A 21329-nucleotide genomic window follows, 5' to 3' on the forward strand; every position below is an offset into this window, starting at 1 on the left:
TTAAAAATATTTCAAAATACTTGTTTTCTTAGGTTCCAAAGGCAAATGTCCTGATTAGAAGGGATTAACAGCAAACTTTAGAGATTTAAGATAAAAATTATTGAATTTTTAGGTGCATTTCATAGTTGAATATGTGTTTTAATGCGTAATGTGATAGCAGTTAATGATGAATAAAGTTGTTGATTTGACTTTTTTTAATAGGGCTATAGAACCAGTCATAAAACAAAATTTTAGAATAAATGGACAATTTAAGATTGATAGAAGTAGTAAGATTTTTTTCAAAAATAGTAATTTGATTGATGATGAAAACATCTAATTGTGTTTTTAAATAAATAAATAACCACTCCGAAGATTTGTTCTCTAGGGTGGCTATTTTACGGTCTTAAATATGAACTTTTTTATTTTTAAATAAATTTTAATCAAAATCGAATATAAAAATATAAATGTTTTATTCAAAAATAATTTTGTTTGCTTTTGTTAAAATTGTATGTGATACAATTACGTAAATATTTTTATTAGGAGAATTCTAACTATGAAATATATCAAAAAGCCAATACCTGTAGAAGCTTTTCAAACTAAAAAACCAGTCGATATAAAAACAAATGAAGGTGTAATGCATGCCAATGTTGGTGACTGGATATTAACGGGCATTGATGGTGAAAAATGGCCGGTAAAAAAAGATATTTTTGAAAAAACATATGAAAAATATAAAGAGTAAATTTTTAATGTTGGCGATGAAAAAAAGATTTCCTATAAGTTTTTGAATATTTAACCTTCTCGTAATTGGGATCCTTTTTATTATGCTCATTTTTTGAACTCTGACTAGATTTGATTCTAGGTTTTTCATTGTTATTCATGTTTGTCCAATTAATATTTTCACTTGAAATTAATGACTCACATCTTTCTATCAGAGTTTTTAATTTATCTGTATCAGGATCATCGTAAATACCAGCTGAATATAAATACATTTGTCTTTCTCTTTTTAGTGTTTCGCAAATGAAACGATATTGAATCCAATTGTCATGAAATTTTTTAAGTGACGATAAACCTTCCAAAAAAGTTATTAACGCGCTAAAAACAGAAATAACAGTTAAAATATAATGAAATTTTAATACAAAGGAAGCTAGAACAGGTATAGAAGCAGAAAAAAGTAGTGCGAGCACTTTACATGTGCAGTAGTACTTTTTTTCTTTTTGGCTTTTTTTATCGTACCAATCTATCTGATTAGTCAATCTTTCTTTATCATATGTGCTAAAATCCATGATATTCCTTTTCTAAATAAAATTTGTGTACAAATATTATACCAATAACCTAATATTTATATTTTAATGAGCTTATACAATTATTTTATAGCTTATATATTTTGCACGCAACATAAAATTTGTTTCTATTTAAAATATAATGTTGTAAAAATTAAAAACAAATGTTAAGCTACGAGATAATTTAGATAAATTTAACTACATTACTCATGGTACAACTAACCACATCATTTCATGATTTTTCACAAAAGAGGGTGAAAGAATGGATACTTACTTAACCAAAAAATCTGCAATTAAAGAATCAATTCCAACAATTTTCGGCTATATTGGCATAAGTACGGCTTTTGGAATTATTGGCAAAGCCAGTGGCTTTTCTACTTTGGAAGTTTGTTTGATGTCTATTCTGATTTATGCCGGATCCGTTCAATTAACCACTCTGAATATGCTGGTTGCGGGAAGCCCAATAGCTTCAATTGTTTTAGCCGCTTTCTTGGTCAACTCTCGAGTAATTCTTATGAGCACGACTGTAGCAGGTTATTTGAAACAAGAAAATTTAAAAAGAAATATTTTAATAGGAACTTTTCTCACCGATGAAAGTTTTGCTCTAGGTATGAATAAAATTAATTATACAAATGACAAGTTAAATTTTACTTGGTTTAATACGGTAAATATAGTTTCTTACATAACTTGGCAAGTTGGAACACTTTTGGGAGCAGTGTTGGGCAATTTTATCACTGATCCTAAAAAATTAGGGCTTGACTTTGCTATTGTAGCAATGTTTATTGGTTTGCTTTATTTGCAGGTAATTGGGGACAAAAAACTAAATAAAGTACTCCAAATAATTGTGATATTGATTTCTTTTGCACTGACATATTTACTGACAATTATTTTACCTGCCAACTTAGTGGTAATAGTCGTAACCTTAATTGGTTGTAGTTTAGGAATGGTAATAAAGCATGTCTTCTTCTGAATACATTTTAACGACAATCATTTTCTGTGGAATCACTACCTTGTTATCTAGAGTGATACCATTTGTCTTATTGAAAAAATTCACCTTGCCGCCAAAATTAGTTGAATTTTTGTCTTTTGTTCCTATAGTAATAATGGCTGCTCTTTGGTTTAGCAACTTATTAATAGCAAAACCAGGTCATTTGCCTCAACTTAACATGCAGTATGCTTTGGCTTCACTGCCAACATTTATTTCCGCTATTATTAGTAAGTCTCTCTTAATCATTGTGATAGTTGGTATGATTTCACTAGCAGTTCTTCGTTTAATTTAAAAAACGAATGATACAGTGTAAATTAAATACTAAAGTCATTTATCTTGTTATCATTTTTTATATTTTATAAATTTTTTTGTTGTTTATTTATAATGTAGATAATAAGAAAAATATGTAAAAAAAAGGCATTGTGTTATATTGTTCAATGCCTTTTTGTAAAACAAAAAATATATAAGATTATTTTCATAGTAATAATAAACGAAGGATGCAGTTTATTTTTATAAAAATAATAGAAAATTAAAATTAGTAATTAATTTTAAAGTTGGCGAACATTTTTATATGCTATTGACGATTTTTTCGATATTATCATATTGATGTGTTTTATATTCATCAAGCATATAGGCATAAGTTTTTGCAGTTATTGTCATGTTTGAGTTTCCTAAACGTTATGAAATGGCATCTAAATCAATTACTTTACTGGTAGGATAGAGAATGCAAAAGGTCATAAAAGTGTTGTATTTGTGTTACTTCTAAGAAATCTAAATTCGAACTGTGATCTCTTAGAGGTTTTTGTTTTTTTAAATATTTAAATCTTATTTTTTACTTAAGCCAATTAATTCTATAGTAGACAATATAACTTCTCCAGCAGTTAAATCAGCCGTTACTTTGCTGACTTGACCTTTTTCAGTATCTTTGCCTAATATTTCGTTTAAATTATCATCAGAACCATCTTCTGATATTAAGTTACCTCTGCCTTTTATTGGCCGTATGACATATCTTCCGGGTTTAATATCAAGTCCTACTAACCATATACCAGCACTTATTTTTGTTTTATATGTATATTTATCTGGTGTTGGTGTGAAGCTCGTAGACTCTATCCAGTCTAACTTGATTTTGTCATTTTTTACTAAGTTGGTAGTAAAAGAAGTTAACTGATCTCCCTTATCATCGTTTCCTAAAATAACGTTAATAGTGAAATCGCTGTTAGATAAATTGCCACTGCCCTTAACAGCTTTAATAACGTATCTGCCTGGCTTGATATCTCTACCGACCTTATACTTACCAGCGCCTAAAGTAACTGCTTTAGCTGTGTTCTTCACTGGTATAAATTTGGAAACCTTTTTGGAAGCATAGTCAGAAAGCTTTTTCCTCTTTTTTACAGGAGATGGTTTTATTGAATGAGGTACGGTAGTTTTGTGTGTTTCATCATGACTCTCGGCTTTATTTGAAGTTGATACAAAGAAACCACAAATTAAAACTAGTATTAGTCCCCACACCCACCAACGTTTCACTAATGGCTCATTTGATGGATTTTTACTTGGTGTTGGTGCTTCTTTATAATCTTTTCTATTTTTTAATTTTCTTTCACTAATAATAATGTAAATAACAAATATTATTAGTGCAATTACCCATAAAAATTTCATTTGCCTTCTCCCATTATACTTGTATCAATACATTTATAATTTACCATTTTTATAAATGTCTTAAAAGAATAAATTTACATATGTTTTCAAGTACTATTGAATATTGTATTCTACATGGACAACTTTTCTTAAAATTTTTTCCGGATTATTTTTGTTTAAAACAATCGAATCATAGTCATTATTTTCAGGAAATAAGATAACTTTATTTCCAACGAGCTTTACACGTTTATTCGTAGCCTCATCATCTATTAAAACAGCTGTCAAATCAGCATTCTCAAAAGTTGGTTTTCTTACAAGGGTTATTAATGATCCGAATGGAACTAGAAGCTTCATGGAATTGTTTCAGCAATATAGCATAAACAGCTTATTAGAAGGCATATGGTCAAAAGCGTATTTTAAAAGGTATTTTAATAAATCTTCCATCGTTTACTTTTGATATCACTGTACATTAAGTTACGTATAACATCAAAACGCTATATAAGAAATTACAGCCTGATATTGTAAGACTGGTTAAAAGCAACGAGGGAGGATAAAATTGCTATCGTCGATAATGAAATAGAGTTAAGTAATACTAATCATATTGAAATACAATAAGCTTTTAAGTTAAACATTAGTTTATTAGAAATAAAAGAGCAGTTTTTATAACTGCTCTTTTATATTGGATTCTGAATTACTATAATTAAATGGTTGGCGAACATTTGGCGATCACATAAATTAAAAATACTAATATATCAAGCTTTAAAGCGATATATAAAAGGAGAGTACAGGATTTGAACCTGCGCGCCAAGGAAAAACTTGGTTCGCCGGATTTCGAGTCCGGTGCATTACCACTCTGCCAACTCTCCATAACGAATAACATTATACCTTAACTGAAAATTTTTTCAACTTGCCATTTTCTTCTAAATTGAACAAGTGCGTGTTTGTTGTGTATTTGCTTAATGTAATATCGGAAAAAGCAATTAAATCAGTATACACACTAGATAGCAATATTATTCTTTTAAATCACCGATTGTCTTGAGATAGGTTTTGATTTTTTGTTCTACAAACTTGATATTATCGTCAATTTTCTTTTCCTGTTCATGTAAATTATCAAGCTGCTTAAACAGTAAAACAAGTCTATCAGGTATAGTTTGGTCACCCTCATAGCGTAATTTGGTGTATTTTTGCATTTCTTTAATACTCATACCAGTCTTTTTTAGGCGGGAAATGAAACTAATCCATGCTACATCTTTTTCAGTATAGATGCGACGATTATTTTCATCACGATTTGGGAAAAGTAATTTTTGCTTTTCATAATAACGCAGTGTGTCAATTGAAAAGCCACTAAGTTTCGAAAATTGACCAATTGAATATTTCATTGTAGTTCCTTTCTAAAAAATCACAGCCAGATAAATGATACATCGTCATATTTTACCACTACCAAAAAATTTTGAAATAGTAGTTGACATGGACTAAACTCCAGCAACTATTCTATAAACCGTTAAAAAAGTTTACAAATCAAAAAGGAGAGAAACTATGAAAAATGATGAACGTTATCAAAAAGGTTTAGTAAATTTAGAAAAAGTTGATCAAGAGGGCGGCAAATCAGTTATTGATTCACTAGCTGGTTTATCTGAAGATGTAGGGCGCTACATTATTGAATTTGCATTTGGTGACGTATACGATCGTGGTGTCCTGGATCTAAAGCAAAGGGAAATGATTACCATTACAACTTTGCTGACACAAGGAGACACTGAACCGCAACTGAATGTTCATATTAATGGCGCTTTAAATGTCGGCTTAACGCCAAAGGAAGTAATCGAGACATTTATTCAAACTATTCCTTACGTGGGATTTCCGAAAGTGCTAAACGCGATTAATGTTGCTAAAAATGTATTCAAAGATCGTGGAATAGATTTCACGCAATCGAATAAAAGTGAATAAAGTCATGACTAAAACTAGTTACTGTTATAAGTAAACTAGTTTTTTTATCTGAAGCTGATATAGTTCGTGTTTTTATGACTATACAACAAGCTTGCATGAATTTAATTGTAAGTTAATTTTTGAGTTAAAGAAGTGAAATATGGAAAGTTCATTATCTAAGCGTGCAGCTGTTATTGACACAATTCCAACAGTTTTTGGCTATTTAGGAATTGCGTCCGCTTTTGGTGTGATTGCTCGCTCAACAGGTTTTTCGACTATTACAGTAATCATGATGTCAATCATAATCTATGCTGGATCAGCACAATTTACCACTGTTAGTATGCTAGTAGCAGGTAGTCCGATTGCTTCAATTATTTTTACTACATTTATGGTCAATTCAAGGATGATTTTAATGAGTACAACGGTGGCACCGTACTTTAAGAAAGATAAACTGGGCAAAGGTATTTTAATTGGCACGCTTTTAACTGATGAAAGCTTTGCTCTAGCAATGAATAAACTTAATTTTACAAATGACAAAATGAATTTCAGTTGGTTCAATACTGAAAATATGATTTCATATAAAACTTGGGTATTTGCTACAGCGATTGGTGCCATACTTGGCAACTTTATTAAAGATCCAAAACAACTAGGTCTTGATTTTGCAAATGTGGCAATGTTTATTGGTTTGTTATATTTGCAAGTAAACAATGATAAGTCTTTAAATAAGCTGTTACAAGTAATAGTAATTTTACTGACAATGTTGTTGACCTATATTTTGACAATGATTTTGCCACCCAGTCTGGTTATTATTGTTGTAACTCTTATTGGATGTGCATTGGGGATGGTAATAAAACGTGTCTTCTTCTAACTATTTGTTTTTGACTATTATCGGATGTGGACTTGCAACTTGGCTATCGCGGATACTTCCCTTTGTTTTATTAAAAAAATTCACTTTACCTAAAGCAGTGGTTGAATTTCTATCTTTTGTACCGATAGTTATAATGTCTACTATGTGGTTTTGCAATTTATTCACCGCTCAACCAGGTCAATTGCCAAAAGCTAACCTTGAATATCTTGTTGCTTCAGTGCCAACTTTTATAGCAGCGGTTATTAGCAAATCACTTTTAGTAATTGTTATTGTTGGGGTAGTTTCTTTAGCTTTATTACGATTTTTTATTTAGTGAAAGATCGATCAATAATTGTTTTATATTTCTGTAAATTTGAATTAAAAAAATTGTGAGTTATACTAATAAAAGTTGCTAATTTGTGCAAAAATCAAATTGGTTCTTAAGTTAAATAAATATTTTGGTTGAAGTGAAAGACTTTCAAGAATTGTTCTCAGGTTTGGGTTGCCTGGGCAATTATGAAAGTCTTTTTTTGTTTGAGAAAGTGGGATTGCAAATGCAATTTTTAGGAATGCTAGTTGTTATTTTGTTTGCTACCTTAATAGGCGGACAATTCAGTGCAAGGTTAAAATTACCAGCCGTTGTCGGTGAGTTACTAGCAGGGATAATAATAGGGCCGGCAGTTTTTAACCTGGTACAACCTAGCGAAATCATCAAAGTTTTTTCAGACATCGGTGTGATTTTTTTGATGTTTTTGGCAGGTCTTGACTGTGATATTAAAACACTAAAAAAGCTTTTACGTCCTAGTGTATTGGTAGCTGCATTGGGCATGATAGTCCCAATCGTTACCGCCTATGCGACAGGTATTTTCTTTAATTTTTCACAGGTTGAAAGTTTATTTTTAGGATTAACTTTTTCTGCAACTTCTGTTTCAATTTCGGTAGCCGTTTTGCAAGAAATGGGACACCTAAAAGGAAAAGAGGGCATGACAATTTTGGGAGCAGCAGTAGCAGATGACCTGTTGTCAATATTACTTTTGAGCATTGTTAGTGGACTAACAGGTGTTTCTGAGCAAGGCTCAAGTATGGGAAAAAACTTTATTGTGAGCCTATTTATTCAGGCAGCCTTTCTTATATTATTAGTTTTTCTTAGCGTTTATGTCATACCTCGGTTAATCGGTTTAAGTCAGCGTCTGACATTGCCTGTTCCAGAAACTTTGGTGGCAATGATTATTGTATTACTGTCTTCTTGGGGAGCTGAGAAAGTGGGACTTAGTAACGTGATCGGAGCTTTTTTTGCCGGCTTGGCTCTGAATCATACCTCAGCACAGAAAACGCTCAAGAAAAATTTTACCGTGATTAGCTACAGCAGTTTTATTCCTGTCTTTTTTGTCAGCATTGGTTTAGACATGAGCATTAAAGGAATATTACACGACTTTATTTTATTTATTGTTTTGGTAATTGGCGGTGTTTTTTCAAAATTGGTTGGCGCAGGCTTGGGAGCAAAAATTGCGGGTTTTAGCAATTCAAGTTCTTTGTTAGTTGGGAACGGAATGGTTTCGCGTGGTGAAATGGCACTCGTTGTCGCACAAATAGGTTTGACTAATCATTTGCTAGCGCCAGCAGTGTATTCAACTGTGATAGGAGCAATTATCATGACAACTGTAATTTCACCATTTTTACTCAAATGGTCAATAATAAAAATGGATAAAGATAAGTAAGGCAAAAACAGACAGTTAACATCGCACATATTCATCGATTTGAACTACTAGTTAAATTTCTTAAGGTAAACTAAAAGTTATGTTAGTATTAAAAACATGTTTTTTTAACTTAGATTCAAGTAGAAGGTAGGAATGTCTGATGAAATTTCAGCCAAAAGCTGATATTTTTAAATTAAACTGGTACATTAATCAAATTCGTGGTTGGAGTTTTAAAACATATCTCTTATTAATGCTGGGGATTGGTACTATCATTGGGACAACTGTTGCGTCCCCAATTGATCAAATTTCATTATTGACAATGGTTGCTGCAATTTTAGGTTTCACTTGTACTCTTGCTATCACCAATGCCAGGCAAATAAATGGCATTTTAGGTTTGACTTCAGCTGCAATTTACATTATTGTTTCCGTTTATGCCCAAAATTATGCCAATGTAATTTTACAGGTCATATATATTTTTATTTTGGATTTACCCGTATTGCTGTTGCCATCGTGGACTAAAAATGCTGAAAAACATGTTCAAGGTTTAAGCATGTCTAAATGGTTTATGACACTGCTATTTTTTGGCATCATTCTATTTTCACTTTATTTCATGGATACAAAAATTTTCATTAGTCCAAGACCTTTGATCGATGCAATGGCTGGTGCTATTGGGATTACGGGTTCACTGCTTTGCACATTACATTTTCGCGAGCAATACTATTTTTGGACTATCCAAGGAATACTTTCAATTATTTTATGGGGTGTTACCGCGTTTCAAGGGGATGCTAATCTAACTTTATTTTTAACATACATTTTGTACCTAACTAATGATCTGTTGGCATTTACTGACAAACACACTCATTGGTTTCATTAACAAAAAAGAAGTCTTAAGAGACTTCTTTTATTTTTTCAAATGTTCTTTGACAATTCTGCTTAAGATCTTAGTTGCGCCTTTGCCTGCCTTGTCATCATAATATGATTGATAACGGGTATCATTGTCATAAGCATTCACAATACCTAAATGAATTTTAGTAGAATAATTCGGCATAACAATTTGCAACCAGTGTTGGTGATTTTTAAAAATATTATCACTTAAGGCAGCTTCTTTGGTGGGATCTTTGACAACTTTTTGTAAATCTCTTACCAGATCTGCCTCTGTTTGTTTCATTTTATTATATTTTGTTTCAGTAAATTCGTTAGATTCAGACATAATTTCCTCCTATAATCTGTTTAGATACTGAAATAACTATAGCAACTTTATCTTGAAAAATCATGGGTAAATTAATTTTAGTGAAAAACCAAAATTTTAGCTAAGTATAATTGGTAAAGCTAGTCAAAAGTCAAGAAATTCAGTAAATAAAGCGCTATAATGAAGAGAGAGGCGAATTAATGATCACTTTTGTTTGGGCGGAAGATAAAAAACACCAAATTGGTATAGATGGACATTTACCTTGGAGATTGCCTGCAGATTTACACCATTTTAAAAAAATAACATATGGACATCCAATTATCATGGGGAGAAAAACTTTCACTAGCTTGCCCCATATCCTTCCAGGACGTACGCATGTTGTTTTATCAACTAGTCAGCAATTAAAAAAGGAATTTGATTCAAATAAAAGAGTTTTAATAATACCTTCGATCAGTGAATTACAATGCTGGATTCACAAACATGAAAATCTAGAAATTTGTGTTATTGGGGGTAACTCTGTTTTTAGTGCTTTAAAAAAGCAAGTGGATTGCTTAGAAAAAACTGAAATAAAAGCTACTTTTACAGCTGATGTGACAATGACCAAGCTTAATTATAGCGATTTTAAGATAGTAAAGAGGTCATTTCATCAACCTGATAATTTAAATTCTTATCCATATGAATTTTTAACTTATATGAGAAAGGAGAAATAACATGAAACAAGTTATTGCTTCAACTGTAGTTTTAATAATTTGCATATTGACTTTAATTAGCAGTTTTTTTCTGGCTGAAAACTTAAATCACAATTATTGGTGGCAGGTAATTGGCATGGCTATTGTAACTTTTGCTGTAGGACAATATTTTTTAAAAATAATAAAATCATACCAACACAAATAAAAAATAATTTATTTTTTGGTTGACAGAAGATTTCTTAGATGTTAAATTAATAAACAATTAAATAATTAATACATCTTGAAAAGCAGAGTAGCTATTATTTTTACTAATAAAGAGAGCTGACGTTTGGTGAGAGTCAGTTAGTAAGGTGTAGTGAACATGGGCTTGAAATGATGACTGCTAGTGATATTTAGCTAGTGGCGGAGTTGCATCCGTTAGCATTGCAAGCTATTGTTAGATAGCTGTTGAGGTTTATTACGTGAGTAATAAACAAATTAAAGGTGGTAACACGAAGCACTCGTCCTTGGTTTAGGATGGGTGCTTTTTTTATTGAAAAATTGGGAGGTTTTTCTAATGACTAAAAAAAGTCGCAATATAATTATTGGAGTAATTGCAGCCATTGTAATTGTTGCTATTGCATGGTTTAGCTTTGGCAAAAAGGGAAGTAGCAACCAAAAAGACCATGTTGTTACTGTAGGTATTGTAAGTGAATCTAAGCCAAAAGAGGTTATTTGGAATCACGCAGCAGCTTTGGCCAAGAAAAAATATGGCATAACAATTAAAATCAAGAATTTCACAGATTACAATCAACCAAATAAAGCAGTAAAAAGTGGTGATATAGATCTAAATGCTTTCCAACATTATGCTTTTCTTAAAGCTTGGAATAAAGCCAACCATGGTGGATTAGTGGCAATTGGACGCACCGATATAAATCCAATTAGGCTATATTCAAAGAAATATCATAAATTGAGCGAGCTGCCAAAAGGCGCCACAATTGCTGTTCCGAATGACGCAAGTAATGAATCTCGTTCCTTACTCGTTTTGAAAAATGCTGGATTAATTTCATTACGCAAAGGTAAGGCTCTTGTGACCGTCGCAGATATTGTGAAGAATCCTAAAAACATCAAAGTTAAAGAAATTAGTGCCGATCAATGTGGACGTGTGATTAATTCAGTAGATGCAGCAGTTATTAATAATGACTTTGCTCGTCCTGCAGGTTTAGGTGAAAAACAAACAATCTTTGTTGAGCCGGTAAATAAAGACTCTTACCAATGGATAAATATCATTGTAGCTAAGAAAGACCAAGCAAAGAACAAGGATTACCAGGCAGTAGTCAAATGTTATCAAACCGCTGAAACGAAACGTATACAAAAGAAATATTATGGAAATATGACTAGAAGTGCTTGGGACATTAAATTGAAGTAAAAATTTTAATGATCGGAGAAGATTGTAATGGGTATTATTGATTTAGAACACGTTAGTGTAGATTTCCCTGATAAAAAAGGAAAAATTGTACAAGCAGTTCATGATGTTAGTCTAACTGTAGAAAAGGGTGATATTTTCGGAGTTGTAGGCTTTTCCGGAGCTGGTAAGTCTACTTTAGTCAGAACAGTCAACCTTTTACAAAAACCAACAGCTGGTAATATTAAAGTTAACGGAACCGATTTTGTCAAAGATGGCAAACAGGTGATATCTAACAAAGATTTACAACTGGCTCGCAGAAAAATTGGCATGATTTTTCAAAATTTTAATTTATTAAATGAAATAAGCGTGGTTGACAACGTGTCCTTTGCCCTAAAACATTCTGGATTAAAAGAAAAAGAAATTAAGGAAAAATCATTAAAATTATTAGATTTAGTGGATTTAAGAGATAAAGCAAACTTTTATCCGGTGCAACTTTCTGGGGGTCAGCAACAAAGAGTTGCGATTGCCCGTGCACTTGCAAATGAACCGGACATTCTAATCTCTGATGAGGCTACCAGTGCGCTTGATCCCCAAAATACTCTTCAGATTCTGACACTGCTAAAAAAGCTCCAAAAAGATCTTAATTTAACTATTGTCTTGATAACCCATGAAATGGCGGCTATTAAGAAAGTTTGTAATAAAGTTGCTTTAATGCAGTCTGGACAAATTGTTGAAAAAGGTAGTTTAAGAAATGTTGTACTTCATCCTAAAAATGACCTGACTAAAAGTTTTGTTGGTGGGTCATTGGAAGTGATCAACACTATGAAATCTCTTAATATTGATAAGCTTGATAATGATAATGAAGCTATTTATCAACTAGTATATAGCATGGCTAATGTTACTAAAACTATCATTGTCGATTTATACCGTGAAGTAGGAGTTGAAGCCAGTATGTTGTATGGCAACGTTGAACTGCTTGATGATGAGCCAATTGGTACATTACTAGTTCAAGTTAAAGGTGACAAGGCAAAACAGCAGGAGACAGTTGATTATTTAAGAAAAGAAGAAGTTGCCGTCACTCGTTTAAACGAAAAGGGGGATCTATATGAGTAGTTGGTTTAGCAAAGTCTTTCCCAATGTTGTGCAATTAGGCTGGCTAGGAGACACTGGCTGGGGTACCAGCATTATTCAAACTCTGTATATGACTTTTTGGGCCGGAATTTTTGGTGGCATTTTAGGAATGATTTTTGGTATCGTTTTAGTCCTAACAAAAAGTGACGGCATAAGGCCTAATAAGTTTTGGTTTAACATTTGTGATAAAATTGTTTCAATTTTTAGAGCTATTCCATTTATAATTTTGCTAGCATTTATAGCTCCGGTAACGCAAAAAATCGTAGGTACACAAATCGGTATTCAAGCCGCATTAGTTCCTCTTACACTAGGCTGTTTCCCATTTTATGCACGCCAGGTTCAAGTTGCATTAGAAAGCGTTGACCACGGAAAAATTGAAGCAGCACAAAGCCTAGGAGCTACGATTTGGGACATTATATTTAGTGTTTACTTAAACGAAGCTAGATCCGAACTTGCTCGCGTCTCTACCGTGACAATTATCAGTTTAATTGGCTTAACTGCAATGGCAGGAGCTATAGGTGCTGGTGGACTAGGTAATACTGCAATTTCATACGGATATAATCGTTTTAATAATGACGTAACACTTATTGCGACAGTTTTAGTTATTATTTTAATATTTATTGTTCAAGTCATTGGTGACTTTTTTGCCAACAGATTGAATCATCAAAATCGCTAAAAATTTTAAAACAAAATAAAAACAACGAGTTAAAACTCGTTGTTTTTTCGTATTTAATTGTAGAGTTACTTAACTGCGTCCTTCAATGCTTTACCAGGCTTGAATGCAGGTACTTTTGTTGCAGGAATGGTTAAAGTTTTACCAGTTTGTGGGTTTCTGCCTTTTCTAGCTGCACGATTACGTACTTCAAAAGAACCAAAACCTATGATTTGAACTTTTTCGCCTTTAGCCAAGTTATCCTTAATTGATTCGATTAAAGCATCGATAACTTTTTCTGCATCCTTTTGTTTAAGATCTGTCTTTGCTGAAACTTCTTTAGTAAGTTCAGACTTGTTAATTGAAGCCATAATTCTTCTCTTTTCTATAAAAAATATTACACATTCAATGCTATTAAATAGTTTGCATTTTTTCTATACTAATCCACCTAAAGCATTGTGTCGCTTGATATTCGGCAACTTTTATTATTTTAGCACACATATAGCAAGCTTCAACAGTAAAAAGCTAAATGTTACGTTAATTTTTGCTGTTTTAACAAGCGATTGACCATTTGCAGGTAATTAAGGTAAAGGGGTTTAAACCGGGAATGTTTCTCCTTTTGCCATGGCTTAGGTTTACCACAAAAGTGTAAAATTGACGTGTTTTTCATAACCCACTCAGTGTTGATTTCTCCCGTGCTTCTTGTTAAGTAAACTGAGAAAGCTCTGGCATCGTAGTTCCAGCGTGTTTCTGGAATTTTTAAAATATCTTCGCCATATAGATAATTGAGAATATCTTGATCTGGCAAAATTAAAGTATCATGATGCTCTTCAATTGCCTGAGTAATTTCTTCAATTTTAATTTTTGTACGCATTTGATCTAAATCCATCAGCATTATTCCAGAGTTAAAGTATCCAGTTGATGTACCCAGTCTGATATTATTGATTGAACTCATAATGTCCGTTAATCCCTCATGAACTGAAGCTGCAAACATTTTACCTTCAAGGTCTAACTCCCATAAAGGCACTATTGAGTTAATAACTAAAATGTCAGGATCAAGATAAATAATTCGATGTAAATCTGCTGGCAAAATTTTACTTGAAAGTAATCTGAAATACATTTCTTTAGGATAATCATGCAAGTTGAGCAATGAATCAGGGAATTTAATATTCTTATTCATAGTCAAAGTGGATACCTTAATTCCTATTTTTAGCCCAAATTTTTTTAATTTATTCAGAGCATGCTGGTTAATATTGTCGTAAATTAGCCAGACATGAAACTCTTCAGTCATATTGTTCAGCCTAAGGGAATACATCATAACTTCGAGTGGTTTGATATAGTTTTGGTCTATTGTGACCAGTATTTCGATTGATTCTTTTTGCGACTTTTTCATGAATTTCTTCCTTTAATAACATTATTATGTTTTCACTATTTCTTAGTATAAAGCAAAAGTATGTAACGTACCTCATAATATAAGTTATGAAAATGATATATCACAAATCAAAGACGTAAATTAATTGTTTCGATTTTGTAAAAGAAATTATTTATTCAAAGTAGTAGAATGTATATAAATAAGTTTTTCAATAATGAGGTGTCAAAATGAAGAAAAAACTTTTGTTAAGTCTAGCTGGAATTGCATCTTTGACTTTGGGATTAAGTACCACTAAACCAGTTTTGGCTGCCGAAACTGATGCAAATTCAACTAATCAAAGTCAGACTAATAATACTACAAAGGGAGATTCGAATACGTCAAATACTACAGATCAAAGTAAAACCAATAATGGACAATCCAATACAACTAACAGTACAAATAAGCCTTCTACAACAGATACGACAAAGAAGCCCAAGAAAAATAAAACTAATTCAAATAATGCAATAAAATATTTAGGCAAAACTGTCAAATTAAAGAGAAATGCCTATATATATGACAGTAAGGGTAAAAGAATTAAAAACAAAAAACTGAAAAAAGGAACAATTCTTTCGGTTATCGGTTTTACTACAGTTAAAAATAAGAGTTATCTGCAAATATCATTAAATGGCAAGAAAACTAAGAAGAAAGAATACGTAAAGCCAGGTAATGTAAAACTTTTTAAAGTTGCCAGCTATAAGGTAAAACGCAATGCTAAAGTTTACGATGGCAAAGGCAAGCTTCTGGTAAAAGGAAATAAATATTCATACGTTAAAAAAGGTGCAACAGTTTTTGTATATAGTACTAAGAAGATTAAAGGTAAAAAGTTAGTAGGAATATCTGAAACACAGTTTTTAAAATGGTCTGATTTAGTTCATAAGACTGGTAAAGCTGTCATTAAATAATTTGGATTTTGTTTTTCATAGAGGGCACATAAATGACTGATCCTGTTTTAAAAAGAGTAGCTGTCAGAAAATATACGACTGAAAAAGTTGCTCAAGATGATATTGCTAAGTTGATCAACGCTTTTCAAGCATCTCCTTGTGGCATGCACCAAACTGACGTGATGCAGATGATCGTGGTTGAGAGTGAAGAATTATTAGCACAAATAGAACAAGTTACAAGTAACGCTTGTTATAATGCTCCTTTATTATTTGTCATTAATGTTAAAAAGAATAATGAATTTGGTGAAAGAGACGCATCTGTTGCCGCAGAAAACATAATGGTAGAGGCTGCAGAACTCAACTTAGGTTCGGTTTATTTAATGAATGCAGCTAGTGTACTTAATTCTGCCAAAAATTTGGAAGAAGAGCTAGGTGTTCCGGAGAATTTTGAAACCTGTGTCATTGTTGCCTGTGGACATGCTGCAGAACATCCTAATGATGATAGATCTAGCAGGTATAAGGTTACAAGAAAATAATATTATTTTATAGTTTTGTATTAAACTTTAGCCATACTTTTATTGATGAAGCGTGCTAAAGTTTTTTATTTTGCGCAAAATATTTAATTTATTGCAACACAAATGGTTTATATAAATGTTACTTGGTATAATAGTTATGTAAGCGTTACATTTATTTACTTAAGGAGCTAATTACATGAAAAAGATTATTAATGATCCAGCAAATGTTGTACCTGAAATGGTCAAAGGTATGGTCAGATCATATCCACAATTTATTTCCCAAGTTAAAGATACCGAAGCTGTTGTGAGAGCAGATAAGGATTCAATGACCGGGAAAGTAGGTATTGTCAGTGGGGGAGGTTCAGGACATGAACCTACTCATGCAGGTTTTGTAGGTAAAGGGATGTTAAGTGCAGCAGTTTGCGGTCAGGTTTTCACATCTCCAACTCCAGATCAAATTTACGAAGCAATCAAAGCAGTAGATCAGGGGCAAGGTGTTTTTCTAGTTATAAAAAATTATTCAGGGGATGTCATGAACTTTGATATGGCAAAAGATATGGCTGACATGGACAACATTAAAGTTAAATCAATTGTTGTCGATGACGATATTGCTGTAGAAAACAGTACATTCACACAAGGAAGACGTGGAGTTGCCGGAACCTTGTTTATGCATAAGATTCTGGGAGCTATGGCTCAAAATGGTGCAAGTCTGGACGAAATTGATGCAGCAGCTAAAAAAGTTTTGCCTAATATTAAAACAATTGCTGTAGCTCTATCGGCTGCTACTAACCCCGAAACCGGTAAACCTGGTTTTGTATTAAAAGATGACGAGATCGAATTTGGAGTTGGCATTCATTCAGAGCCTGGCTATCGTCGTGAAAAAATCAAACCTGCTAAAGACTTAGTATCTGAATTAGTGGGTAAGTTAAATAATGAAATGCATTTAGAGCAAAATAAAAAGTATGCTGTTTTAGTTAATGGCATGGGTGCGACTCCTTTGATGGAACAATATATATTTAGTAATGATTTGCTCGATAAATTGGCGGAATTTAATGTTAAACCAGCTTTTATCAAAATTGGTAATTACATGACATCGCTTGATATGGCTGGTATTTCACTCACAATTTTTGAGTTAGCTGACGAAAAGTGGCTTGATTATCTTAATCAACCAGTTGAAACGATAGCTTGGTAAAAGAGAGGGAAATAATATGGGATTAACGGTTAAAAACGTAGTTGAATGGATCAATAAATTTGCTGCAAAAATTGAGCAGAATAAGCAATTTTTAAGCGATTTAGACACTGCAATTGGTGATGGGGATCACGGGTTTAATATGAGCCGCGGCATGATTGCTGTCAGTCAGAAACTGAATTCAGAGCCAAAAACTATTACTGATGCCTTTAAACAAATTGCAATGACTCTTATTTCTACTGTTGGTGGAGCATCAGGTCCGTTATATGGTACAGCTTTTTTAGAAATGGCCAAGAAAAGCGCTACTAGCGATGATATTGGTGAATTACTGGATGCTGCTTTAGCTGGTATTAAAAAACGTGGCGGTGCTGAACCAGGAGACAAAACGATGGTTGATGTTTGGTCAGTGCTTGTACCTGAAGTAAAAGCGCATAATTTAACTCAAGAAAAAATTGATTCTGCTGTAGCTGCAACTAAAGATTTAGTTGCAAAAAAGGGGCGTGCTTCATATTTGGGAGAGAGATCAAAGGGTCATGTTGATCCCGGCTCGCAATCTAGTGGCTATCTCTTTGAAGCTTTATTGGAAACAGAAGGTATACTATGAGTTTAGGCATTACGTTAGTATCACATGTTCCTGAAATATCTATCGGATTGACTAAACTTTTAGATCAGGTTGCAAAAGACGTATCAATCACAACTGCTGGCGGAACAAATGAAGAAGATATAGGTACCAGCATGGACAAGGTTTTGCAGGCTTTTTCTGACAATAAAGCCGATGAGATTTTAGCTTTTTATGATCTTGGAAGTGCCAAAATGAATCTTGAACTGGCGATGGAGATGACTTCTAAAAAGATTCATGTGTATGATGTAGCTTTTATTGAAGGTGCATATACTGCTGCTACTTTGATTGAAGCGGGCGTTGATTTAACTGAAATAGAAAAGCAACTTGAACCCTTAAAAATTAAGAAATAGGTTTAAAGCTTTAATTTAAAAGACTTTGCTAAAAATAACAGTTATAAAAATATAACGGACATTTTTAAGAAATTAAATATAAATGCTATATAATCAAAGAAATTAAATAACAGTTTCTTAAACTTTTTTTGAAAATTATTTTATTTAAAGAAAGTGTTTACACAAGCAAAATTTTATAATATATTTTGTTAGGGAGTAATTTACTACTAAACATTATTTGAGGCTTATGCAGCCTAATAATCAAAGTAGGAGATTAAAAAATGAATAATAGTTTAACAATGCAATTAGTGGGAGAGTTCATTGGAACTATCATCTTAGTATTGCTCGGAGATGGCGTTTGTGCCGGTGTCAATTTGAACAAGTCGAAAGCAAAAGGCAGTGGCTGGATCGTTATTTCTTTTGGTTGGGGTTTTGCCGTAACTTTCGGAGTATTTTGTGTTAGTTGGCTTTGCCCAGGACATTTTAATCCGGCAGTGTCATTAGGAATGGCTATTGCAAACAAATTGCCGTGGTCTTCAGTTTTACCATATATGCTAGCTCAAATTGCTGGGGGTTTTATCGGTGGCATTTTAGTTTGGCTAACCTATTTTCCTCATTGGGAAGAAACTACTGATCAAGAAGGCATTTTAGGTTCGTTTGCCACAACGCCTGCCATTAGAAACTATGCTTGGAATTTCTTTACTGAAGCGATTGCTACATTTGTTTTGGTGTTTGGCTTGTTAGGATTAACCAATACCAAATTGGCTCCAGGATTAAACCCATTACTGGCAGGATTTTTAATTACTGCAATCTGTTTGTCCTTAGGAGGACCAACTGGAATTGCGATTAACCCGGCTCGTGACCTTGGACCAAGACTTGCACATCAGTTTATGCCGATTGCCAACAAAGGTGGTTCTGACTGGGCTTATAGTTGGGTTCCAATTTTTGGACCACTTTTAGGTGGTGGAATTGCCGCATTTTTGTTCAATGTTATTGCTTAAACTAAAAAAGTTCATGACTTAAAAAGTCATGAATTTTTTTGCTTTTTTTCAAAGGCGCATTCTTGAAGTACGTTTAGTATACCCATTTTTAATTTTTTTGATACTTGACATTCTAAAAGAAGTCCTGTTAATAGAATCAAGCAGCTAATAAAATGCTTGTTTCTTTTTCTTTTACTTTGTTTTCAGCCAATCGAATTTTGGTTAGCAGATTGTAGAAGTTGGCATAGCCAAAAACTATGCTCTCAATGTAAAGCCGTTGGCTAAAACTTTTTGAAGTATGCAATAATTGCTTTTTGTAGCGTGTTCTGAGAATCTGAACCACTTCATATTTGTCGGTCTCAAGACAAATAAAATGCAAAGTGCGTTCAACGCCATTAAACTCGTCGAAGGCCAGATGTTCTGGCAAATAATCATTGTTCCTATTAAACTGATACGAACAGGAGCTTGGCATTCTTTGCACCATATAGACAAAAATATTGTTTTCCCAGTCTGTGCTGCTCATTGAGCGATCTTCTGTTAAAGCTCTGAGTATTTTAAACATAGCAGGCTGGAAAATACAGCAGTATTCCTACCAGGTCATATTTGGCCGTTTGAGCGTTTCTTGAAGGTGCGACAACAGATTCTCTGCTTAAAAAGTATAATAATAACTGGCACTGACAGCAGGATAGCGGATTTTAGTTTTCAATCGGTCATTGTGCCGCTGTTCCTGTGAGCGAAAGAAGGAAACTGGACTGCAGTAAGACAGCTTGGTAAACTTTTTGCTTATGGTCGTTTAGCCAATTGGAAAAAATAATCTTCAAAAACAATGTTTTGATCTTTAATATTAAGAGTAAATTTAATCTAACTATTGAAAGAGGACATGATTCAAAACTTCTAAAAATATTGAGTGATGTTAATATTTTATTACAAGAAGCAGGGGAAAGATGTCCCTTTTTATATAATAAAAAACCTATTAATAGCTTATCACAAGGATAGAGCATTAACAGGATAAATTATAGAGCCAAAATTATTTATATTCCTCTGGTTTAAAATGTCGCAGTATTTCAATCCCTTTGCGCTGATACTTATTAGGTATAAAGCTTTTTCTCATTGCAATCTGCATGTATGCCCACAGTTTTTGACCCGGTTTTAACCGAATGACATGAATATCAGAAACCTCTTTTAAGCTGCTTTCCATAGCAAGAGCAATACCTACATTGCGTTTAACTAATTCAATCATCATTCTCATCGTAGTAGCAGTGTATGAAATCTGTGGCGTAAAATCGCCCAATTTCGCTTCCTGCTCCAAACATTCTCTAGTTAAATAGCCTCTTTTGCGAGCAACAAACTTGCGGTTGCGCAAGTCGGAAGCACTAATTTGATGGACATCCCGCCATTTGTCGCTGGTACTGGTAATAATAACTAGTTCAGTTCTTTGCAAATTATGAATAAAATATTCAGGATCATTAATAGGAACCATCCACGAATATATTGCTACATCCACAGTGCCATCGGTTAAGTCAGAAAATGCGTTAGCAGACCTTTCAATTCTAGATTCAATTAAATCGGTAATATTTGCTTGATAAAATTTTTGAATAATATCAGCAATGTAAAGGCTACCAGCTTCTCCAGAAAAGGCAAGCCGAATTTTCTTGTCACTGGCATGCATCACATCATAATTGATGCTTGCGATGTCCTGCAAAAGTATTTTCGCTCTTTTATAAAGCAAGTCGCCGGCATCGGTCAAAGTTATTTTACTTTTGCGATTTTTTTGCAATATTAGTGGATCATCGAACTTATCTGCCAACCGCTTTACTGCCATGGAAATTGTGGGTTGAGTAACGTCAAAGAATGCGGCTGTGGTCGTATAGTTACCAGTTTCGACTAATTTACAAAAATATAATAAGTCTTTTTCATTCATGAGTACTTCCTAAATAAATAAAATTTATAAATATATCTGATTAAATTATATTAAATTTAACTTTAATGTACAATAACAAGTTGC

28 protein-coding genes, 1 tRNA gene and 1 other annotated feature are annotated in these 21329 nt (G+C 33.0%); of the genes, 19 read left to right on the plus strand and 10 right to left on the minus strand.

Features of this window, described 5'->3' with window-relative positions; all coding sequences use genetic code 11:
- The first annotated feature begins 532 nt into the window (after positions 1 to 532).
- Positions 533 to 718: a hypothetical protein gene (locus LACWKB10_RS05040; RefSeq protein ID WP_034979591.1), complete on the plus strand. Its 186-nt coding sequence runs from the start codon at positions 533 to 535 to the stop codon at positions 716 to 718.
- A gap of 4 nt (positions 719 to 722) precedes the next feature.
- Here the strand turns inward: LACWKB10_RS05040 and LACWKB10_RS05045 are convergent, their stop codons facing one another.
- Positions 723 to 1262, minus strand: a complete 540-nt coding sequence (locus LACWKB10_RS05045) for a DUF4231 domain-containing protein (RefSeq protein ID WP_052060290.1) — start codon at positions 1260 to 1262, stop codon at positions 723 to 725.
- Between the two features lie 259 nt (positions 1263 to 1521).
- On the opposite strand from LACWKB10_RS05045, the gene LACWKB10_RS05050 reads away from it, so the two are divergent.
- Positions 1522 to 2229: an AzlC family ABC transporter permease gene (locus LACWKB10_RS05050; protein ID WP_034979594.1), complete on the plus strand. Its 708-nt coding sequence runs from the start codon at positions 1522 to 1524 to the stop codon at positions 2227 to 2229.
- The gene (locus LACWKB10_RS05055) at positions 2216 to 2539 is read left to right on the plus strand and encodes an AzlD domain-containing protein (protein WP_034979597.1); all 324 of its coding nucleotides are present in this window, start codon (positions 2216 to 2218) and stop codon (positions 2537 to 2539) included. Before LACWKB10_RS05050 ends, LACWKB10_RS05055 begins: the two co-directional genes overlap by 14 nt.
- Positions 2540 to 3072: 533 nt before the next feature.
- Here the strand turns inward: LACWKB10_RS05055 and LACWKB10_RS09810 are convergent.
- From LACWKB10_RS09810 to LACWKB10_RS05075, 4 genes are all read right to left on the minus strand, one after another.
- On the minus strand, positions 3073 to 3903 hold the full coding sequence (locus tag LACWKB10_RS09810; RefSeq protein WP_052060291.1) for a hypothetical protein: 831 nt from the start codon (positions 3901 to 3903) through the stop codon (positions 3073 to 3075).
- 93 nt (positions 3904 to 3996) lie between these two features.
- Positions 3997 to 4236 (minus strand): S24 family peptidase, encoded by a 240-nt coding sequence (locus tag LACWKB10_RS05065; RefSeq protein ID WP_052060292.1) that lies wholly within the window; start codon positions 4234 to 4236, stop codon positions 3997 to 3999.
- 422 nt (positions 4237 to 4658) lie between these two features.
- Positions 4659 to 4748 (minus strand) — tRNA-Ser (locus LACWKB10_RS05070).
- A 144-nt stretch (positions 4749 to 4892) separates the two neighbouring features.
- Positions 4893 to 5261: a MerR family transcriptional regulator gene (locus tag LACWKB10_RS05075; RefSeq protein ID WP_034979600.1), complete on the minus strand. Its 369-nt coding sequence runs from the start codon at positions 5259 to 5261 to the stop codon at positions 4893 to 4895.
- 157 nt (positions 5262 to 5418) lie between these two features.
- On the opposite strand from LACWKB10_RS05075, the gene LACWKB10_RS05080 reads away from it, so the two are divergent.
- The 5 genes from LACWKB10_RS05080 (at position 5419) to pnuC (ending at position 9223) form a co-directional block, all read left to right on the plus strand.
- Positions 5419 to 5826, plus strand: coding sequence for a carboxymuconolactone decarboxylase family protein (locus LACWKB10_RS05080; protein ID WP_034979602.1), 408 nt, complete (start codon positions 5419 to 5421; stop codon positions 5824 to 5826).
- A gap of 139 nt (positions 5827 to 5965) precedes the next feature.
- Complete coding sequence (locus LACWKB10_RS05085; RefSeq protein ID WP_034979604.1) at positions 5966 to 6673, plus strand: AzlC family ABC transporter permease; 708 nt, start codon at positions 5966 to 5968, stop codon at positions 6671 to 6673.
- On the plus strand, positions 6660 to 6986 hold the full coding sequence (locus LACWKB10_RS05090; RefSeq protein WP_034979609.1) for an AzlD domain-containing protein: 327 nt from the start codon (positions 6660 to 6662) through the stop codon (positions 6984 to 6986). Before LACWKB10_RS05085 ends, LACWKB10_RS05090 begins: the two co-directional genes overlap by 14 nt.
- Before the next feature lie 220 nt (positions 6987 to 7206).
- Positions 7207 to 8370 (plus strand): cation:proton antiporter, encoded by a 1164-nt coding sequence (locus tag LACWKB10_RS05095; RefSeq protein ID WP_034979841.1) that lies wholly within the window; start codon positions 7207 to 7209, stop codon positions 8368 to 8370.
- A gap of 139 nt (positions 8371 to 8509) precedes the next feature.
- Entirely contained in the window at positions 8510 to 9223 is a 714-nt protein-coding gene (gene pnuC / locus LACWKB10_RS05100; protein ID WP_034979612.1) for a nicotinamide riboside transporter PnuC, read from the plus strand.
- Positions 9224 to 9250: 27 nt separating this feature from the next.
- Here pnuC and LACWKB10_RS05105 read toward each other — a convergent pair whose 3' ends face one another.
- Positions 9251 to 9559: a TipAS antibiotic-recognition domain-containing protein gene (locus LACWKB10_RS05105; RefSeq protein ID WP_052060293.1), complete on the minus strand. Its 309-nt coding sequence runs from the start codon at positions 9557 to 9559 to the stop codon at positions 9251 to 9253.
- A 179-nt stretch (positions 9560 to 9738) separates the two neighbouring features.
- Between LACWKB10_RS05105 and LACWKB10_RS05110 the strand changes: the two genes are divergently transcribed.
- The 5 genes from LACWKB10_RS05110 (at position 9739) to LACWKB10_RS05130 (ending at position 13421) form a co-directional block, all read left to right on the plus strand.
- Positions 9739 to 10248, plus strand: a complete 510-nt coding sequence (locus LACWKB10_RS05110; protein WP_034979615.1) for a dihydrofolate reductase — start codon at positions 9739 to 9741, stop codon at positions 10246 to 10248.
- A 1-nt stretch (position 10249) separates the two neighbouring features.
- Positions 10250 to 10432, plus strand: coding sequence for a hypothetical protein (locus tag LACWKB10_RS05115; protein ID WP_034979618.1), 183 nt, complete (start codon positions 10250 to 10252; stop codon positions 10430 to 10432).
- A gap of 66 nt (positions 10433 to 10498) precedes the next feature.
- Positions 10499 to 10738 (plus strand) — a binding site (T-box leader).
- Between the two features lie 45 nt (positions 10739 to 10783).
- Positions 10784 to 11635 (plus strand): MetQ/NlpA family ABC transporter substrate-binding protein, encoded by an 852-nt coding sequence (locus LACWKB10_RS05120; protein WP_034979621.1) that lies wholly within the window; start codon positions 10784 to 10786, stop codon positions 11633 to 11635.
- A gap of 27 nt (positions 11636 to 11662) precedes the next feature.
- Positions 11663 to 12727 carry a methionine ABC transporter ATP-binding protein gene (locus tag LACWKB10_RS05125; RefSeq protein ID WP_034979623.1) on the plus strand — a complete coding sequence of 355 codons (1065 nt, stop codon included), beginning with the start codon at positions 11663 to 11665 and terminating at the stop codon, positions 12725 to 12727.
- Positions 12720 to 13421 carry a methionine ABC transporter permease gene (locus LACWKB10_RS05130; protein WP_034979626.1) on the plus strand — a complete coding sequence of 234 codons (702 nt, stop codon included), beginning with the start codon at positions 12720 to 12722 and terminating at the stop codon, positions 13419 to 13421. The genes LACWKB10_RS05125 and LACWKB10_RS05130 overlap by 8 nt, the downstream gene beginning before the upstream one ends.
- Before the next feature lie 65 nt (positions 13422 to 13486).
- On the opposite strand, the gene LACWKB10_RS05135 is transcribed toward LACWKB10_RS05130, so the two are convergent.
- Together LACWKB10_RS05135 and LACWKB10_RS05140 are read right to left on the minus strand one after the other, a co-directional pair.
- A complete protein-coding gene (locus tag LACWKB10_RS05135) occupies positions 13487 to 13768 on the minus strand; it encodes an HU family DNA-binding protein (RefSeq protein ID WP_034979630.1) in 282 nt (93 codons plus the stop codon).
- A 161-nt stretch (positions 13769 to 13929) separates the two neighbouring features.
- Positions 13930 to 14790: a glycosyltransferase family 8 protein gene (locus LACWKB10_RS05140; RefSeq protein WP_034979633.1), complete on the minus strand. Its 861-nt coding sequence runs from the start codon at positions 14788 to 14790 to the stop codon at positions 13930 to 13932.
- A gap of 206 nt (positions 14791 to 14996) precedes the next feature.
- Between LACWKB10_RS05140 and LACWKB10_RS05145 the strand changes: the two genes are divergently transcribed.
- The 6 genes from LACWKB10_RS05145 (at position 14997) to LACWKB10_RS05170 (ending at position 19345) form a co-directional block, all read left to right on the plus strand.
- Positions 14997 to 15710, plus strand: a complete 714-nt coding sequence (locus LACWKB10_RS05145; protein WP_034979636.1) for an SLAP domain-containing protein — start codon at positions 14997 to 14999, stop codon at positions 15708 to 15710.
- A 32-nt stretch (positions 15711 to 15742) separates the two neighbouring features.
- Entirely contained in the window at positions 15743 to 16225 is a 483-nt protein-coding gene (locus LACWKB10_RS05150; RefSeq protein ID WP_034979639.1) for a nitroreductase family protein, read from the plus strand.
- Positions 16226 to 16400: 175 nt separating this feature from the next.
- Positions 16401 to 17396: a dihydroxyacetone kinase subunit DhaK gene (gene dhaK, locus LACWKB10_RS05155; protein ID WP_034979641.1), complete on the plus strand. Its 996-nt coding sequence runs from the start codon at positions 16401 to 16403 to the stop codon at positions 17394 to 17396.
- Positions 17397 to 17412: 16 nt separating this feature from the next.
- Positions 17413 to 17997 carry a dihydroxyacetone kinase subunit DhaL gene (dhaL, locus tag LACWKB10_RS05160; RefSeq protein WP_034979644.1) on the plus strand — a complete coding sequence of 195 codons (585 nt, stop codon included), beginning with the start codon at positions 17413 to 17415 and terminating at the stop codon, positions 17995 to 17997.
- Positions 17994 to 18365, plus strand: a complete 372-nt coding sequence (gene dhaM / locus LACWKB10_RS05165) for a dihydroxyacetone kinase phosphoryl donor subunit DhaM (RefSeq protein WP_034979647.1) — start codon at positions 17994 to 17996, stop codon at positions 18363 to 18365. Before dhaL ends, dhaM begins: the two co-directional genes overlap by 4 nt.
- A gap of 260 nt (positions 18366 to 18625) precedes the next feature.
- Positions 18626 to 19345, plus strand: a complete 720-nt coding sequence (locus LACWKB10_RS05170) for an MIP/aquaporin family protein (RefSeq protein ID WP_034979650.1) — start codon at positions 18626 to 18628, stop codon at positions 19343 to 19345.
- Positions 19346 to 19481: 136 nt separating this feature from the next.
- On the opposite strand, the gene LACWKB10_RS09990 is transcribed toward LACWKB10_RS05170, so the two are convergent.
- Both LACWKB10_RS09990 and LACWKB10_RS05180 read right to left on the minus strand, forming a co-directional pair.
- Positions 19482 to 19847 carry a hypothetical protein gene (locus tag LACWKB10_RS09990; RefSeq protein WP_081945345.1) on the minus strand — a complete coding sequence of 122 codons (366 nt, stop codon included), beginning with the start codon at positions 19845 to 19847 and terminating at the stop codon, positions 19482 to 19484.
- 504 nt (positions 19848 to 20351) lie between these two features.
- Positions 20352 to 21245, minus strand: a complete 894-nt coding sequence (locus tag LACWKB10_RS05180; RefSeq protein WP_034979653.1) for a LysR family transcriptional regulator — start codon at positions 21243 to 21245, stop codon at positions 20352 to 20354.
- Positions 21246 to 21329 lie beyond the last annotated feature (84 nt).

This window comes from Lactobacillus sp. wkB10 (assembly GCF_000760615.1).
In the GTDB taxonomy this organism is placed as follows: Bacteria; Bacillota; Bacilli; order Lactobacillales; family Lactobacillaceae; genus Lactobacillus; species Lactobacillus huangpiensis.

What these genes read in the sequence shown, in the direction of transcription:
- LACWKB10_RS05045 (WP_052060290.1), bottom strand. Translation starts at nt 1,262, where the DNA reads ATGGATTTTAGCACATATGATAAAGAAAGATTGACTAATCAGATAGAT.
- LACWKB10_RS05180 (WP_034979653.1), bottom strand. Translation starts at nt 21,245, where the DNA reads ATGAATGAAAAAGACTTATTATATTTTTGTAAATTAGTCGAAACTGGT.
- pnuC (WP_034979612.1), top strand. Translation starts at nt 8,510, where the DNA reads ATGAAATTTCAGCCAAAAGCTGATATTTTTAAATTAAACTGGTACATT.
- LACWKB10_RS05170 (WP_034979650.1), top strand. Translation starts at nt 18,626, where the DNA reads ATGAATAATAGTTTAACAATGCAATTAGTGGGAGAGTTCATTGGAACT.
- dhaM (WP_034979647.1), top strand. Translation starts at nt 17,994, where the DNA reads ATGAGTTTAGGCATTACGTTAGTATCACATGTTCCTGAAATATCTATC.
- LACWKB10_RS05135 (WP_034979630.1), bottom strand. Translation starts at nt 13,768, where the DNA reads ATGGCTTCAATTAACAAGTCTGAACTTACTAAAGAAGTTTCAGCAAAG.
- LACWKB10_RS05040 (WP_034979591.1), top strand. Translation starts at nt 533, where the DNA reads ATGAAATATATCAAAAAGCCAATACCTGTAGAAGCTTTTCAAACTAAA.
- LACWKB10_RS05110 (WP_034979615.1), top strand. Translation starts at nt 9,739, where the DNA reads ATGATCACTTTTGTTTGGGCGGAAGATAAAAAACACCAAATTGGTATA.
- LACWKB10_RS05125 (WP_034979623.1), top strand. Translation starts at nt 11,663, where the DNA reads ATGGGTATTATTGATTTAGAACACGTTAGTGTAGATTTCCCTGATAAA.
- LACWKB10_RS05080 (WP_034979602.1), top strand. Translation starts at nt 5,419, where the DNA reads ATGAAAAATGATGAACGTTATCAAAAAGGTTTAGTAAATTTAGAAAAA.
- dhaL (WP_034979644.1), top strand. Translation starts at nt 17,413, where the DNA reads ATGGGATTAACGGTTAAAAACGTAGTTGAATGGATCAATAAATTTGCT.
- LACWKB10_RS05095 (WP_034979841.1), top strand. Translation starts at nt 7,207, where the DNA reads ATGCAATTTTTAGGAATGCTAGTTGTTATTTTGTTTGCTACCTTAATA.
- LACWKB10_RS05050 (WP_034979594.1), top strand. Translation starts at nt 1,522, where the DNA reads ATGGATACTTACTTAACCAAAAAATCTGCAATTAAAGAATCAATTCCA.
- LACWKB10_RS05075 (WP_034979600.1), bottom strand. Translation starts at nt 5,261, where the DNA reads ATGAAATATTCAATTGGTCAATTTTCGAAACTTAGTGGCTTTTCAATT.
- LACWKB10_RS09990 (WP_081945345.1), bottom strand. Translation starts at nt 19,847, where the DNA reads ATGAGCAGCACAGACTGGGAAAACAATATTTTTGTCTATATGGTGCAA.
- LACWKB10_RS05145 (WP_034979636.1), top strand. Translation starts at nt 14,997, where the DNA reads ATGAAGAAAAAACTTTTGTTAAGTCTAGCTGGAATTGCATCTTTGACT.
- LACWKB10_RS05055 (WP_034979597.1), top strand. Translation starts at nt 2,216, where the DNA reads ATGTCTTCTTCTGAATACATTTTAACGACAATCATTTTCTGTGGAATC.
- dhaK (WP_034979641.1), top strand. Translation starts at nt 16,401, where the DNA reads ATGAAAAAGATTATTAATGATCCAGCAAATGTTGTACCTGAAATGGTC.
- LACWKB10_RS05115 (WP_034979618.1), top strand. Translation starts at nt 10,250, where the DNA reads ATGAAACAAGTTATTGCTTCAACTGTAGTTTTAATAATTTGCATATTG.
- LACWKB10_RS05130 (WP_034979626.1), top strand. Translation starts at nt 12,720, where the DNA reads ATGAGTAGTTGGTTTAGCAAAGTCTTTCCCAATGTTGTGCAATTAGGC.
- LACWKB10_RS09810 (WP_052060291.1), bottom strand. Translation starts at nt 3,903, where the DNA reads ATGAAATTTTTATGGGTAATTGCACTAATAATATTTGTTATTTACATT.
- LACWKB10_RS05140 (WP_034979633.1), bottom strand. Translation starts at nt 14,790, where the DNA reads ATGAAAAAGTCGCAAAAAGAATCAATCGAAATACTGGTCACAATAGAC.
- LACWKB10_RS05065 (WP_052060292.1), bottom strand. Translation starts at nt 4,236, where the DNA reads ATGAAGCTTCTAGTTCCATTCGGATCATTAATAACCCTTGTAAGAAAA.
- LACWKB10_RS05105 (WP_052060293.1), bottom strand. Translation starts at nt 9,559, where the DNA reads ATGTCTGAATCTAACGAATTTACTGAAACAAAATATAATAAAATGAAA.
- LACWKB10_RS05150 (WP_034979639.1), top strand. Translation starts at nt 15,743, where the DNA reads ATGACTGATCCTGTTTTAAAAAGAGTAGCTGTCAGAAAATATACGACT.
- LACWKB10_RS05120 (WP_034979621.1), top strand. Translation starts at nt 10,784, where the DNA reads ATGACTAAAAAAAGTCGCAATATAATTATTGGAGTAATTGCAGCCATT.
- LACWKB10_RS05085 (WP_034979604.1), top strand. Translation starts at nt 5,966, where the DNA reads ATGGAAAGTTCATTATCTAAGCGTGCAGCTGTTATTGACACAATTCCA.